12 protein-coding genes and 2 pseudogenes are annotated in these 15,519 nt (G+C 32.9%); all 14 read right to left on the bottom strand.

Going from position 1 to position 15,519, the window contains the following annotated elements:
• Nucleotides 1-3: 3 nt before the first annotated feature.
• Nucleotides 4-1,314: a phenylacetate--CoA ligase family protein gene (locus tag N8A89_RS15140; protein WP_281542984.1), complete on the bottom strand. Its 1,311-nt coding sequence runs from the start codon at nucleotides 1,312-1,314 to the stop codon at nucleotides 4-6.
• Between the two features lie 367 nt (nucleotides 1,315-1,681).
• A pseudogene (locus N8A89_RS17745) lies at nucleotides 1,682-2,197 on the bottom strand (glycosyltransferase); the annotation flags it as partial.
• 43 nt (nucleotides 2,198-2,240) lie between these two features.
• On the bottom strand, nucleotides 2,241-2,768 hold the full coding sequence (locus N8A89_RS17740) for a glycosyltransferase (protein WP_347343934.1): 528 nt from the start codon (nucleotides 2,766-2,768) through the stop codon (nucleotides 2,241-2,243).
• An 81-nt stretch (nucleotides 2,769-2,849) separates the two neighbouring features.
• Nucleotides 2,850-4,745: an asparagine synthase (glutamine-hydrolyzing) gene (gene asnB, locus N8A89_RS15130; protein ID WP_289644553.1), complete on the bottom strand. Its 1,896-nt coding sequence runs from the start codon at nucleotides 4,743-4,745 to the stop codon at nucleotides 2,850-2,852.
• 5 nt (nucleotides 4,746-4,750) lie between these two features.
• Nucleotides 4,751-5,920, bottom strand: coding sequence for a glycosyltransferase (locus N8A89_RS15125; RefSeq protein ID WP_289644551.1), 1,170 nt, complete (start codon nucleotides 5,918-5,920; stop codon nucleotides 4,751-4,753).
• Nucleotides 5,889-7,739 carry an asparagine synthase (glutamine-hydrolyzing) gene (gene asnB / locus N8A89_RS15120; RefSeq protein ID WP_281542981.1) on the bottom strand — a complete coding sequence of 617 codons (1,851 nt, stop codon included), beginning with the start codon at nucleotides 7,737-7,739 and terminating at the stop codon, nucleotides 5,889-5,891. Before asnB (N8A89_RS15120) ends, N8A89_RS15125 begins: the two co-directional genes overlap by 32 nt.
• Before the next feature lie 188 nt (nucleotides 7,740-7,927).
• On the bottom strand, nucleotides 7,928-9,112 hold the full coding sequence (locus tag N8A89_RS15115) for a glycosyltransferase family 4 protein (RefSeq protein WP_281542980.1): 1,185 nt from the start codon (nucleotides 9,110-9,112) through the stop codon (nucleotides 7,928-7,930).
• Between the two features lie 2 nt (nucleotides 9,113-9,114).
• Nucleotides 9,115-10,261, bottom strand: a pseudogene (gene wecB, locus N8A89_RS15110) (non-hydrolyzing UDP-N-acetylglucosamine 2-epimerase).
• A 14-nt stretch (nucleotides 10,262-10,275) separates the two neighbouring features.
• On the bottom strand, nucleotides 10,276-11,412 hold the full coding sequence (locus N8A89_RS15105; RefSeq protein ID WP_281542979.1) for a polysaccharide biosynthesis C-terminal domain-containing protein: 1,137 nt from the start codon (nucleotides 11,410-11,412) through the stop codon (nucleotides 10,276-10,278).
• A 28-nt stretch (nucleotides 11,413-11,440) separates the two neighbouring features.
• On the bottom strand, nucleotides 11,441-11,797 hold the full coding sequence (locus N8A89_RS15100; protein WP_289644550.1) for a dTDP-6-deoxy-3,4-keto-hexulose isomerase: 357 nt from the start codon (nucleotides 11,795-11,797) through the stop codon (nucleotides 11,441-11,443).
• 77 nt (nucleotides 11,798-11,874) lie between these two features.
• The gene (locus N8A89_RS15095) at nucleotides 11,875-12,879 is read right to left on the bottom strand and encodes a polysaccharide biosynthesis protein (RefSeq protein WP_281542977.1); all 1,005 of its coding nucleotides are present in this window, start codon (nucleotides 12,877-12,879) and stop codon (nucleotides 11,875-11,877) included.
• Nucleotides 12,866-13,861, bottom strand: coding sequence for an MATE family efflux transporter (locus tag N8A89_RS15090; protein WP_281542976.1), 996 nt, complete (start codon nucleotides 13,859-13,861; stop codon nucleotides 12,866-12,868). The genes N8A89_RS15095 and N8A89_RS15090 overlap by 14 nt, the downstream gene beginning before the upstream one ends.
• On the bottom strand, nucleotides 13,831-14,103 hold the full coding sequence (locus N8A89_RS15085) for an oligosaccharide flippase family protein (protein ID WP_289644549.1): 273 nt from the start codon (nucleotides 14,101-14,103) through the stop codon (nucleotides 13,831-13,833). The genes N8A89_RS15090 and N8A89_RS15085 overlap by 31 nt, the downstream gene beginning before the upstream one ends.
• Complete coding sequence (locus tag N8A89_RS15080) at nucleotides 14,100-15,287, bottom strand: hypothetical protein (RefSeq protein ID WP_281542975.1); 1,188 nt, start codon at nucleotides 15,285-15,287, stop codon at nucleotides 14,100-14,102. Before N8A89_RS15080 ends, N8A89_RS15085 begins: the two co-directional genes overlap by 4 nt.
• Nucleotides 15,288-15,519 lie beyond the last annotated feature (232 nt).

Raw genomic sequence — 15,519 nt, 5'->3', positions numbered from 1 at the left:
AAGCTAGACTACTTTTTTATAATTATTTACGGTTAACCTTCTTTTTCCTGAAGCAAGCTGAGGAAAGGCTTTCACATATTCAAATTTAATGACTGCATCTTTACCAAGATATTTTTTGAGCCTTTTAATTAATCCTTCTTCGTTCATAAAAACTCCGTCCAAATTTAATTTAGCAGTATATTCTTTTTCTGATTCCTGAATGAGTTGAAATTGCTTCAATTCTGTAAAGTATTCCATTTCAAAGGCAACGTATGGAGAAAGCGGTTCGCCTTTAGTACTATAAAGAACATCCATACGGCGACCTTCAATTTTAGTCAACAAAGGCGCACAATCCTTATCTCTCTTCTCCATCACTCCTAAATCTCCCGTATCATATCTAATCATTGGCATACAATAATTAAATAAATCAGTAATTACAATTCTGCCCATTTGCCCTTCAGATACGGGATTATCATTGTCCAATTGTAATATTTCAACGTAATAGCTGGCCCAATTGATATGATAATCATCCCCGGTTTCATTGCTCTGTTGAGCGAATATTCCATTTTCAGAATTTGAATACCTTGTTACTACAGGACAACCAAAAAAAGTTTCCATAGACTTTTTTGTGTTTGGGCTAAGTGCTTCAGCAACAGCTATAATAGATTTGAAATTTCTTTCAAGAGGAGTCCTATTCTCAGATTCTAAATGTCTACAGATATCCGTAAATGCTGAAGAATAACCTATAAGCGCTTTATTAGAAACATCCAGCTCCATTCTCGATATCAACTTATCTAAATACGATTTGGAAAAATCAGTGACATTTACTTCTACCATATTAATAAGAAAATTTCCAAAAGCTGTCCTACTTGTTTCTGGCACCCATTTTCTTACATAATAGAGCCTATCCCCTAATACATAACCTCCTTTTTTACCAAAGTAAAGAGTGTCAGCTAAATTGCGGTTTTTCTTAATTTTATCTTGCCTTACTCGAAAAGGAATCCCAGTTGTACCGCTTGTTGCTATTTCAGTAAATGGTTTATCTCTGTAAGATAATGATAACATGTCCTCGTAGGCTTCTCGAATATCGATTTTCGAAATTACCGGAAAATCTGAAATATCTTTAAAACCCTTAAATTTGAAATACCAAGGCGTACTATCTACTGCATGTTTTAAATAATTATATAAAATACTATCTCTCCTTTGTTTTGACTTTTCTGAAGTAAAATTTTCCAAAATAAATGAGATATCTTCCAAATGACTCTTAATACTATTATCTTTAAAATTGTCCAAAGACCAAAAAAGTAATCTTCTAATTTGTTCAAGTATTCTCATATATCGAATTTCAGATTTAAACGCATTTACCAATGTTATGTCTAATTCACCAATAGCTAATCCCAAATAAACCTCGTTTCTGAATCAATGTTTTTTTAACAATTAGTAAACTAATAATGATTTCTTTGGCAATATGCGAAAGAAAAAAAATCATTAAATTTAAATCGTTCAAAAGCAATTTAGCTTCGTAGAGTCGTTGGCCGCGGATATTAATTCTATTTAACCACACAGATTTATTCTGGGCGTATTGCCATTTTTGAATCTAAAAACCCCAACAAAAAAAGATTTATATTATGACGTAATATTAAAATTTATATAACATTTTTTCCGACAATTATAAATTTTAAATCTCAAAAAATAAAATTCGCTATTGACCTTCCAGATACTGATACTCATTCAATACTAAATCCCAAATCATCTTTCTTTCAAATCTTTTGGTAATGGATTCTCTTATTTGGATTGAATCGTATATACTATCATTTTCATGAAACTTTGAAATCATTTTCTCCATTGCTTCAGTTAATTTTTGAACGTTTTTAACAGGAATTATTACACCGTTCTCGTTTTCCTTTATTATTTCATTACATCCATTGATGTTAGAAACAATACTTGGAATACCCATAGCACCAGATTGCATTACTACATTTGGGAAACCTTCACGATAACTAGGAAATACTAAAACATTACTTATTGCAAAATATGGACGAGGGTCATCCACCCAACCCGTTAGAACAATATTCTTATTTGTTTTAATAATCCTTTCTGTTTCTAATAATAGTGGGTCTAAATCATTTTCAAAGGGACCAACCAACAATAACTTGGCATTTATATATGTATGACTAACTTTTAGGAATGCAAGAATTAATTCATTTACTCCTTTATCACCAACTAACCTTCCTACATAAACAAAAACGAAATCAGAATCCTTAAAACCTAATTTTTTTAAAACTTATTATTTCTTTTTGATTAAACAATTCTGGATTAAAATAGTTTAAATCTATACCATTTGAGCTACCATTACCAATAACTTTAAGTTTACTATCCTCGGTATATCTATTCTCCAAAATAATATCTAAGAGCCCGAAAGAATTGGGATATATTTTGGTAGCACAACGATAGGTTATATTTTCAACAAAATCCAAAACAAATCTTTTAAATCCTTTAGTTTCAACCAAAGGTAAGCCTGCAATAGTATGCAATCTATGAGGTACCCTAGCTAAGTAGGCAGCCAACATTCCTAAAGTACCAGCTTTTGGAGTATGAGTATGTACTATAAATGGTTTTTCTCTTTTAAAAATTGTATAAAGCTTATAAGCTGCTTTTAAATCTTTAAAAGGAGTGATTTTTCTTGTCATTTCTACGGGGATAACCCTTACTCCCTCCTCTATTCCCACCAACGCTAACTTGTCCCCATCAGAAGATGATATGCCTAAGACTTCAAAATGTTTGGACATATACTTCATTTGTCCATGTAGAAGACCGCTTAACGACCCCGGAATTGTAGTTATCCTAATTAACTTCTTTTTTTCTTCCCGTTAGTCTTCATAAGTATTGTAATACCATTTTTGGAAGCAATAAAAAGTCCATACTTTAAAAGTATTATCCTCTTTGCCCGTAAGGTGATTGTTAATTAATTTTTTAATGTTATTTGAATTAAATATCCCTTGCTTCTGAATTCTCTCATGCTCAACATAACTTATTAGTTCTAGTTTTAAAGAAGACCTAAGCCAGTCGCCAACAGGAACACCAAAACCACTTTTACTCTTTTCCAAAAAATCCTTCGGGAACTGGTTTTCAAAAGACTTTTTAAGAATATATTTCTTGTTCCAGCCTTTAAGTAAATATTTCTCAGGAATTGAGTTTGTGTAATTCCATATTTTTTTATTTAAAAAAGGGGCTCTACACTCAAGTGAATTAAGCATGCTGGTTCTATCCACTTTAACCAACATGTCTCCTTCAAGACTTATATTCTTATCAATAATCCTAAAATCAGTCAGGCTATTTGGTTTGTATATTTTGGTTTTTTCCTTGTACCATTCAAAAATATCTTCTTGCCAATGCTCTTTCAATAGATAACGATCTAAAGAATTGTTCGAAAATCCCAATGAAATTATATCCCAATAATAGTTGCCATCATAATCAATAGACGTCAAAAGACGATTTATCTTATACCTTAACCCCCTATTATCATTAGAAACTTTAAGAAGAGGTGATGAGATGCGTTTCAATGTATTGTGTAGAGGCTTTGGTATAATTCTAGAATAATTGTGGTTCATTTTACCAACATAATACTTATTATATCCTCCAAAGACTTCATCTCCTCCATCGCCCGTTAAAGCTACTTTAACGTACTTTCTTGTCTTATTTGAAACTAAATAGGTTGGTAAGCTAGAAGAATCGGCAAAAGGTTCATCAAAATTTTGAAGTATTTCATGAACATTTTCATGAAGATCTTTTTCACCAATAATAAATTCATGGTGATTACTTCCTATTAAATTGGCAACCACACGAGACTTGTCCGTTTCATCAAAAGACTTTTTCTCGAATCCTATTGAAAATGTATCTATAGGTTTGGATTTGGCTTGCGATAAACATAGCGAGACCACTGAAGAATCTACTCCTCCTGAAAGAAAGGTCCCAATTGGGACATCCGAAACAGATCGACTAAGAACACTATCATAAACTAAATTTCTCACATTCTCTTTAGCCTCCTTAAAAGAGACATCATTTTTCTTCCTGGGAATTGACTCTTCCTCAATCTGGGAAATTTTAAAAGTTTTGTCGACTAAATCGTAAGAAATGTATGAATTAGGCTCTAACTTATAAACATCCTTATAAATAGTATAAGGACAGGGGGTGTAGGTAAGCCTAAAATATAAATTTAAGCCAATAGTAGAAATATCAGGCTTATAACCAATTCTATTTATGACGGATTTTAATTCTGACCCCCATATAAATTGATTTCCGGATTCACAATAATATAAAGGCTTTTCACCGAAAAAATCTCTAGCAATAAAGACTTTGTTCTTTATTTTATCATAAATACTGAAAGCAAACATTCCATCCAGTTTCTTAAATGAATTGGCACCCTCTTTTTCATAAAGTCTTAGGATAACTTCAGTATCACTTTGTGTCTTAAAAACAACTCCACTATTCTCAAGACTTCTTTTTAGTTCCAAGTAATTATATATTTCTCCATTAAAAACTATAATTATCTTACCGTCATCTGAGATAATAGGTTGCTTCCCTGAATTCAGGTCAATGATAGCAAGTCTTTGCATTCCCATTGCAAGACCATTATGTTGATCTGTAAATATCCCGTTATCATCTGGGCCTCTATGATAAATGAGATTGTTCATCTCATAAATATGAGAAGTCAAAGTCTCTTTCGTTGAACTCCTATTTGTTATAAATCCGTTTATTCCGCACATAAATATTATTGAAATATATGATTTGTATACCTTTTTAAAATCTGGCTCTTTTCGAAATCCATAACTCTTTTCTTAACATTTATTTTGCACAAACTCATGTATTTAGGATTCTTTGTAAAATAGTCAATAGCCTCTTTCATTAATTCTGTATTAGAGACGGGGACTAATAAACCAAAATCTGTAATCATGATAGAATTTTCTTTGGGCTTCTTAAGTTGTAAAATCTCCTCAGGGCCAGATTTGCAATTGGTAGATAAAATTGGCAATCCGCAAGCCATCGCTTCCAGTAGTACGTTTGGAAATCCTTCATGGCTAGATCCAAAAATAAAAAGATCAGCAGATTTTAGATATTTGAAGGGGTCTTTTTGGTGACCTAATAAAAAAACTCTGTCTCCAAGTTTGCAATGGTTAATTAGACTTTGTAATTCATTCTTTAATTCACCTATTCCAATAATGTAGAGTCTGATATTTGTAAAATCATTTATTGCCTTTATTAACATCCTGTGATTTTTACCAACATCCAGTCTTCCTATAGTTATTAAATTGAAAAAATCTTTATCGAAAAACCCATCTATTGGTTCTACAATATCAATAGCATCAATATCTACCGGGTTTGGAATTGTGATTATTTTTTTCTTTTTTATGTTAAAATTTTCTATTAGGTCATTGGAGTTTCCTACCGAGTTACCAATAATTAAATTTGATTTATCATAAAATGATGAAATTAAAATTTTGTTTATTTTAGAGTGTAAATTATTGTAGCCATATTGCAAACTTGGATACGCTCTTTCACTTATTATTACCTTTGACTCATTTCCAAAAAAAACTTTAGATAGAACATTAATTAAATTTGGTCTAGTGAGAAGACTAAATGAATAATTAATTTCTAATTCTTTATTCATTTTCGCATACTTGTATGCATAAATGGGTAGCTTAAGGAATTTAATTATTCCGATATCTGAATTTTTGGATTTACCTAAAAATTTTATTTTTACTTTACTAGGAATTGAATATTTTATGTTATTCTCCATTAATATAAGAGTAACATCTATTTCTTTCTCAATAAAATAAGCCATCAAATAAGAAGTAAATCTTTCCGCTCCTCCACTTGCCAGACTATAAATTAATATAGAAACGGACTTTTTATTTAATTGTAAGTCCCTCGCTATTTTCATTCATCCATTGTTTTAGCACTAATAAACGCCATATTAAACTATCTCGGTTCCAACTTCCTTTCATATGTTGCTGAATTTTCTTCTGAATCTCCAAGGCATCAATATTCGGTAAAGCTTTTAATCCATTAAAATCCAATTCATCCAAAACATATCCTTTTAAATCCTCGCGAAACCACTCTTTTAGTGGTATAGCAAATCCTGCTTTAGGCCTGTCAAAAATCTTCTTAGGCACATTGTCATAAAGAATATCCTTAAGAATACGCTTCTGATTCCCTTTTGTAAATTTAAAAGAGGTTGGTATAGATCTTGCAAATTCTACAACTCTATAGTCCATAAAAGGGGATCGTGCTTCTAAGGAATATGCCATTGTGGCCCTATCAACCTTAGTATTAATGTCCCCATTTAAATAAGTTTTGATATCGAAATCGGATATCCTTTCATAAATATTCTTATTATTATGATACAAGTACTGTGCGTAAAAATCAGAAATATCCTTATTATTTAAGTTCCGAATTTCATCAACGGCCCCGGTTATCATGCTTAAATATGCATCGTTAATATTTGCATTTTTTAGAACTTCTGCAATTACTTTACTCCTATAGTGTGGAAACATAAAAAGTATTTTAACAAAAACAGGTCTTAGAAATTCAGGCAGTTGATAAAAAACTTTTGCAACTCTAACCCAATTATACCTATGATAACCTAAAAAACTTTCGTCTCCACCATCACCTGAAAGAGCAACTGTAACATGCTTTCGAGTATATTTAGCCAAAAGCATAGAAGGAATAGCCGAAGAATCCGAAAAGGGTTCGTCATAATAATGGCTAAAATTTTGAATCAAATCAAGACCTTCCTTGTAATTACATTCAATAGTATGATGATCCGTTTTAAGATGATTAGCAACGTCCTGAGCAAATCCACTTTCGTCATAACCTTTTGTGTTAAATTTTATCGAAAAAGTCCTAATCTTTGTGCTGTTTCCCTTCTGTGCTAGTGCTGCAACTAATGAAGAATCTACACCTCCCGATAAAAAAACACCTAACGGAACATCAGCAATCATACGTTTACGTACTGCGTCATCCAATAAGGTAGATAAGTCTCGTTTTGCATCTTGATAACTACCTTCAAACTTGCTTAGACCCTTAATGTCTAAATCCCAATATGCTTTTTGATTATATACCCCACTACTCAGATTATAATTAAATGCATGACCAGGCGGTAGTTTCTTTATTTCATTATAAATAGATTGTGGGTCGGGGATGTAACCCCACCTTAAATAATTCTGAATAGCAGAATTGGAAATACTTAAGTTATTATGACCAATTTGTATAGAAGAAAGTTGACTAGAAAATTCGAATTCTGTCTTATTATGATAATAATAAAAAGGTTTCTGTCCTAAACGATCTCTAGCTCCAAATAAAATTTTATGTTTTTTATCAAAGATTACAAAAGCAAACATCCCGTTTAAATATTTAGGACATTCTTCTCCGTATTCTAGATATGCCGCACAAATGACTTCTGTATCTCCTTTAGTTTTAAATGTATAGCCTTTTTGTAATAAGGTGTTTCTCAAATCTTGGAAATTATAAATTTCCCCATTAAATACAATATAAATCAGATTCATATAATTGAATGGTTGATTTGAACGAGAATCTAAATCGATAATAGCTAAACGATTATGACCTAGCGTCAATTGGTAATTTTCCTCAACAAAAATTTCAGATTCCGAATAGTCCGGCCCTCTAAAAGAAGTTCGATGAAGTTTTGAAGCTACTTCACTTTCAGCGTATGGAATCGTTGATCCGTAAATACCGCACATAAATTTTATTTAATTATTTTAATTATACAATAAGCGTTTTAAATCTTCTTCCGAAGAATTGAAATTCTTGTCACAGTCGTTTTGAAAATGATATAACTCTTAAACCTTAAAAATATAAACCTAATTGTCAAGATATACGTCTAAAAGTTATAGTAATTTTAAGTCTTATGGCTTACTATTTCTAGCATCTATTTGACAAAATTTTGCAATTCTTTTTTATAATTTTTAAAATAAAAGTAATTTTTAGAAGATTCAATTGCGTTAGGAATTATGTGTTTGTTTAGAACGGATAAATTTTCATATATATATATTAATTTATTTGACATTTCAAGCTCATTATCCGGAGGAACAATAAACCCATTGAATCCATCTTTGATATATAATTTGTTGTCGCTTATGTCAGTCAATAATATTATTTTCTTGTGATTTAAATAGTCTGAGAGTTTTGTTGAAAAACCATACTTATTTTGTAAACTAAATCCTCTAGGAATCACAAGAATATCTTGTTGGCTCAAAAATGTAGAAAATTCCTTAGGATTTAAGTTCCCGTAATAATTGATTTCATCTCTCAATCGGCATATTTCAACAAAATCATTACGATAATTTTCAAATATTGTACCGCATAAATTAAAAGATAATTTATAGCCTTTTTTTCTTAAGTCAGTAATTATATTTATAAAACTATCAAGATTCTCTTTTGTAGGATGAATACTTCCAGAAAACCCTATATTAGTTAGATTTTCTTTTGCATATAGATTACTTGACTTTTTAATATTTTTATAGGGATCGGTGAGAATAGGTATTCTCAAAATATTCTTATTATACCTTTTACCATAATTAACCATAGCAGTTGAGATACATATCAATCCGTCGTAAAAAATAAGAAATGGCTCCATAACTGTAAATACAGTTTTGAACACTATTCTTTTTATCGAATATTTTAACGCTCTAAAAGAGCCGGGAGCATGAAAAGAAGATGTGTATTTTGGAATTTCATTTAACTCATAGTAAACAGGCTTTCTTTTGATGTACTTGAAGAAAATAAGTGCTAAAATTTCTAAAGATACTAAAGGGTATGGGTAATAAATGTATACTTTTTTTCCAGAATGGCTATTTGAAAAAGAGGATAATTCCTTGAGGAAAAAAATTGTTTTAAAAAAGTTTTTGGTTAGTTTTTTCTTTTCTAAAACGAAAATATTAGGTTCCATTTCTTTAAAACATTCGTTATCTATTTTTGTGGAGCAACAACTTACTAAAAAAACTTTATGATTTATGTCGGCTAAAGCTTTAGCATAATATATCATTCTAGTGGCACCGGCACTTGTCTGAGTAAAATCAAAATTACTGTATATATAGTAATAAGTAAATTCCATTTCTATTTATCACTTTCCTTAGACCAAACAACCCTATTAACATAGTCTACATAGGACAATATTATCCGCACTACCTTTTCGCTTACATTGGGCATGGAGTAATCTGCAACTGGTCTAAAGTTCCGCTCTGGATTTCTTTCCTGCACCTCTAAAGCCGCTAAAGCCTGTAGAATTCTTTCAGGATTCAAACCAACCATCATAACGGAAGCTTCTTCCATCGCCTCAGGCCGTTCATGAGCCTCCCTAATATTAAGTGCTCTAAAATTTAATATAGAAGATTCCTCAGATATAGTGCCACTATCCGATAACACGGCAAAAGAATGGTATTGTAAAGCATTATAATCTGAAAAACCAAGGGGTTTTAAAAATTGTATGTTTTTGTGTGCCTTAATTTTTTTTGCGTCTAGCATATTTCTGGTTCTTGGATGGGTTGATACTATAACCGGATAGTCGTACTTCTCGGCAATCAGGTTCAATGAGGCTATGAGCCCTTCAAAGTTTTTTGGATTACTTATGTTCTCCTCCCTGTGCGAGGATACGACAAAGAATTTTCCTTTTTCCAATTGTAAAGTCTTCAGTACATCCGATGCCTCTATTTTTGATCTAAATTTGTTTAGCACCTCAAACATTGGGCTGCCTGTCTTGATGACCCTATCTGGAGACAGTCCTTCGCGAAGTAAATATTCACGGGCTATGTCGGAATAGGTTAAATTTATGTCGGATACGTGATCTACAATTTTCCTATTCGTTTCTTCGGGCACGCGCTGATCGAAACATCTATTTCCGGCTTCCATATGAAAGACCGGTATTTTTCTTTTTTTTAGCCGGTATAGCACATAAACATGAATTGGTATCACCTAGCACCAAAAAGGCATCCGGGGCCATATCCTCTAAAATGGGGTCGATTTTTATCAAAATGTTCCCTACCGTCTCCGTAGCATTCTTTCCTGCTGCGTTTAGGAATATGTCCGGAGTTCGAATACCCAAATCTTCAAAGAAAATCCCATTGAGTTCATGATCATAATTTTGACCTGTATGAACCAAGGTGTGTTCAATGGCCTCGTTGGCATCAAGGGCATTTAATACGCAAGAAAGTCTAATGATTTCAGGCCTCGTGCCCACTACGGTAAGTACTTTTAGTTTCTTCAAGATATAGTTTTAAATTATACGTTTTCGAAATATGTATCGGCGTCCTCGGAATTATAAGGCTCGTTGATCCAGAACAAGGTAATAAGTTCTGTATCTCCAATATTCTTAATATTATGTGTATGCCAAATAGGCATATCCACATAGGCAGGCTCATCTCCGTCCAAATAGTAATCGACTACCTCAGAAGTTCCAATTTTACGCAATTGAATCAGTGCCTTGCCACTAATTACAGCAAAACGTTCTGCTTTTCTGGTGTGGTAGTGGTTTCCTCTAGTAATAGAAGGAACGGTGGTTGAGAATGAAAATTGTCCGCTGGTCTCCGTTCTCGCTATTTCAACAAAACTACCCCTTTTATCCGTGTGTTTTACATATTTTACTGGATAATGATTTACAGGAACGTAGCAGCGAAAAGTATTGAAAAGTGCCTTTTCAAAAGGTTTCTCAAGATTTGGAAATACTCCGTTACCCATGTAATCCTCTTTGTACTGTTTAAGGAGTTTTAAAATAGTGGAGACTTTAATAAACGTATTTGGCTCAATAACCATTTCATAGCTATTTTGCCCTATGGATGCGGTTTTTATTTTTTCATCGATGACCGAAATAAACAAGGCTACTAGATCATTAATATAAATCAATCCCACCTCTCCGTCATTTATAATCGTGGGCTCCTCACCATGAGCGATCTTATAGCAAAAAGTGGCTACTACGGAGTTGTAGTTTGGTTTGCCAAAAGGTCCAAAAACGTTTGGAATCGTTAAACTGGTCACTTTACCACCATTATCCTTGGCCCAATCAATAAATTTCAACTTCCCATCCTTCTTGGATTTACCGTATAAATTGTCTTTCTCTTCCTGTGAGGAGGAGGAAAAGAGAATATGTGGCCGGGCATTTCTGGAGGTACAGGCTGCAATAAGATTGGAAACCAATCGTAGATTGGTGTCATATATGACCTGTGGGTCTTCATGCCTGTTCATTGCCGCAAGATGTACGATTACATCACATTTTTCTACAAAATCCCCAAGGCGTTGCTGATGCTCGAAATAATTACGTTCAAAAGGAATGAGTTCAATATCATCTCTTAAGAATAGTGTTCTGAATAGATGATATCCAACAAATCCGGCTTGCCCGGTTACTCCTACTTTTAATTTCATACTTGCTCCTTATATATTATGCTACTATTTAGGATTTCCAGTCTCCCTGCCAGAAGTTTAAGTCAAAACGATAATCATCTTCTTTGGATTGTTCCATAGAAAAATCTGAAAAAACCAACAGCTTTGATTGTGATTTTACAGCTTTGATTCCAGAGGCAACGCCTCCGGGTAATTCCAATATAAATGGTTTCTTTTCGCTTAGAATTATCTTTTTTGGCTTGGTAGTAGCCGAAGGATTGTGAAAATTATCTACCGTAACGATGTTAATGATAAATTCACCCTGTATACAATAAAACCATTTTCTTTCCAACCTGTGACCTTGCCAAGCTCTAATGACCTCCGTGTCCATTGGTGCTATTTCATACATTCTTACAACAGGGGACATATGAAACCCGTTGAAAAACTTTAATGTTCCCCTCGGGTCAGAAAATGTACCTCCTTTAATAAGCTGAAGATGGTTCACTACAGTAAGTCCTTTATATAATCAAGGTTCAATAAGGTGTTTTTAAGCTCGTCGTTGGTGAGTTGAACCGTATTGTGCGAGTGATAATCTTCAATTTCGCTGATGTTGGTCTCCCCCTCGGAGAAATACCTACTATAATTCAAGTCGCGATTATCGGCAGGGATTCGGTAAAAATCTCCCATATCCTGGGCCTTTTGCATCTCCTCTCGCGTACACAGGGTTTCGTATAGTTTTTCGCCATGCCTAGTACCGATTACTTTTATCTCGTTATCGGCATTAAAAATATCCTTTACGGCATTGGCTAGATCACCGATGGTACTTGCAGGCGCCTTGTTAACGAATAGATCTCCTTGGTTCCCATGTTCAAAGGCAAATAACACCAAATCTACGGCGTCTTCCAAGGACATTAAAAAGCGCGTCATTTTAGGGTCGGTAACCGTTAACGGTATTTTTTCCTCAATCTGCTTTACAAATAAAGGTATTACAGAACCTCTAGAAGCCATTACATTACCATAACGAGTAAGACAAACAATAGTATCGTCGTTTTGAATGTTTCTGGAGGCTGCCACGGCCACTTTTTCCATTAAGGCTTTACTAATACCCATGGCGTTTATAGGATATGCGGCTTTATCCGTGCTTAAGCAGATAATTCGTTTTACTTTATTAGCAACGGCGGCATCAATGGTATTTTGTGTACCGAAAACATTGGTTTTTGCTGCTTCTAATGGAAAAAATTCGCAGGACGGCACCTGTTTTAAAGCAGCGGCGTGAAATACATAATCTACACCTCGCATGGCCTTGTCAATACTAGAGTAATTACGTACGTCACCTATATAGAATTTTACCTTGTTATTCTTTAACTGGTTCCGCATATCATCTTGTTTCTTCTCGTCTCGCGAGAAAATACGAATCTCTTTTATGTCTGTTTCTAAAAATCGATTTAGTACAGCGTTCCCAAAAGATCCAGTTCCTCCAGTAATTAGAAGTGTCTTATTTTTGAACATTTTTTGAATTTCTAATAAAATTTTTATAGTATAACCACATTAATAATAGGTATGTCAAACTCCCTAAAACTCTCGTTAATACAACGCCGTTCATTCCAAAAAAATTTGCTAGGAGAGTATAACCTATGATATTTACTGCCCCCACTATGAAAGCAGCGTTTCTTAATATTTTTCCTTTTCCTTTGGCACCCAAAAAGCGATTAATCAAATCTCCTAATCCATGGAAAAGAAAAGAAATAATTAAAATCTTTGCAATCCCACTTACGGGAAGATAACGCTCTGTATAAAAATAAATTATAACATCTTCGATAATAAATAGGAATATGAAAATAGCTAATAAACTTATAATTAGCGTTAATAATATTATTTTTACAGGTATTTTTCTTATCACGGCAAACTGTTTGAAATAGGCAGTTCCCAAAACTGAAGGTATTACAAGAAGCGGGGAACACATGGTGAGGGCAAGCATATAAAACCCAACTTGAGTATTGTCCAGATAATATGAGATAGAAAACCCAGCAAGATGAGTAGTAGCAACTCCTGCAAGACCTCCAAAGTAGATTGGACGTCCATTTGTCTTATTTTCTAAAAAGACTTCTTTCGAAATTTTAGAATCATATTTTAGTATAGGTTTTAGTTTTATAATTACTAATAATGGTATAAGAAATAGCAATCCATATTGTAAAGCAATAATATTCTCAAGGCTAATTTCATAGTTTAAATTTAAAGGATAAACAAATGCTACATATAGAATTGCTGGTGTGACACTCAGAAATACCAACGTGTATATGTAATTAAGTCCTCTTAATATATCTGCTAATGCAGAGCTAACTAAAATTGCGGCTACAATAAAGGAAAATTTCCTTAATAAGTGCCCTGTTCCATTATTAAAATAAACTGGTTCAACATAAGAAAATATAAATACTAAAGCAGTCGCAATCACAATCATTATCAAAAGAACAATAACAAAAAAACCCAGCATTTTTTTTGATAGGATTTATTATTGTTGATGGCAATCAATCTTGTAATCGAAACAAAAAATCCCGCCGTTGTTACACTTGCAAAGAAACGAACAATTGTCTCTATAAATTTTAAATCTCCAAAGCTGGCCGTGCCTAATATTCTAGTGTTCAAGATACTTGTCAAAACACCAAGAACCATGTTTATAAATGAAGAACCATACAGAGCAATTATTTTATATACATCACTTTTTTTTACCGTCATTTTATTAAGCTGTATTTGTGAAGTAACCTTCCTTGAATGAGGCATATTACAAAAAAGTAAAATTCGACTGACATAGTAGAAAAGATTGCCATCCCGCCACAAGCGAGTGTCCAAAGAATCAAAATAAACGATTCTACTTTAGTCTCATAGTCATCGGTTTTCAAGAACATTTTTACGGGAATAAAAGCTGTAAGATAAAAATACATTAGAAAAGGTATAAGGCCACCCCACCATAGCAAAAGCATCCATTGATTGTCCAAATGTTGGTATGCAAATCCGGAAAAACTCCATGTTGCGTCTGGACCTTTACCGACAACTAATTCAATTATATTTATTTGATCTGTAAATTGAACTAACTGACTAGTCCTGCTATCCTCCAATCCTCTTTTACCTAATAATTTGTAAGAACTGCTTAGAGCTTCTGAGGATAGCAACAGAGCCATAAAGCCAAAGGCTAAAATACTCCCAAATAATATGTATAAAGTCTTCTTTTTGGTATGAAAAAAATCAAATAATAAAACCAAAAAATAAATCAATAAAAATGACCTTGTCTGGGTAATAAGTGCAAGGAAAACCCCTGGTAAAAGAACTAAAAATCTAAATTTGGCAAATTTTACCTTATTCTTGAGAATAAGGAAAACGTATGGAGCTATCCATACCATATTTACAGCATAGACCAAATATTTTGCTATTGCTTCTCCGCGATAAGCCCCAACACCATAATCTATAAAATTATATACTGAAAGTGCAAAAATCACGAAAACAGTTATAAAAAGGAAAATTTTGATATTTTTAAAAATCCCGTCATTTTGTGAAACAAAAATTAAGCCCATACAAATCCAAGGTCCAATTCCTTTTGTGTCCATCAATTTGGTAGTGTCAAAAATATCAGCACCGTAGAGAACATAATTTAATGTAATATATCCAAGAAGCACTACATAAGCTGCATAAACATTTAAAGTGTAACGAGACTTTGACCGAAAAATAGCCAAAACAGATACCAAAAACACAAGCATTACGCATAGAATTCTCAAATATCTTTCCGTTCCAAGTAATAAATTACCGTAAACTAATGTATTATAGTGACGTTCCTGAGCAAAGTAGATAAAAATCAATCCAAAGGTTAGCCCTAGAAATAGCAAAAAAGAGATAAGTCTATCTATAAAAGGGGTTTTATTCTTCACAAATGTAACTTATTGAAAATAATGAGTTATTTAGCTTCAAATATGGCTTTTTAAAAAATGTTTTAATTATAATCTAATATTCTCTTCTAGCTCCTTTTAAAGATATTTCGTGATATCAAAACGCTATTTTAGTTTGTTAAAAAAACTGTGATTAGATAAATAGAAAAAGAGATTGTTTCAAACCCATAGAAGTCTAGCAAATATCTAAAAAAAATAATAATTTACGCTGGTT

This window comes from Maribacter aestuarii, from assembly GCF_027474845.2.
GTDB classification, from domain to species: Bacteria; Bacteroidota; Bacteroidia; order Flavobacteriales; family Flavobacteriaceae; genus Maribacter; species Maribacter aestuarii.
The sequence above is the reverse complement of the archived record's forward strand: the minus strand, read 5'-3'. Positions and strand labels throughout refer to the sequence as shown.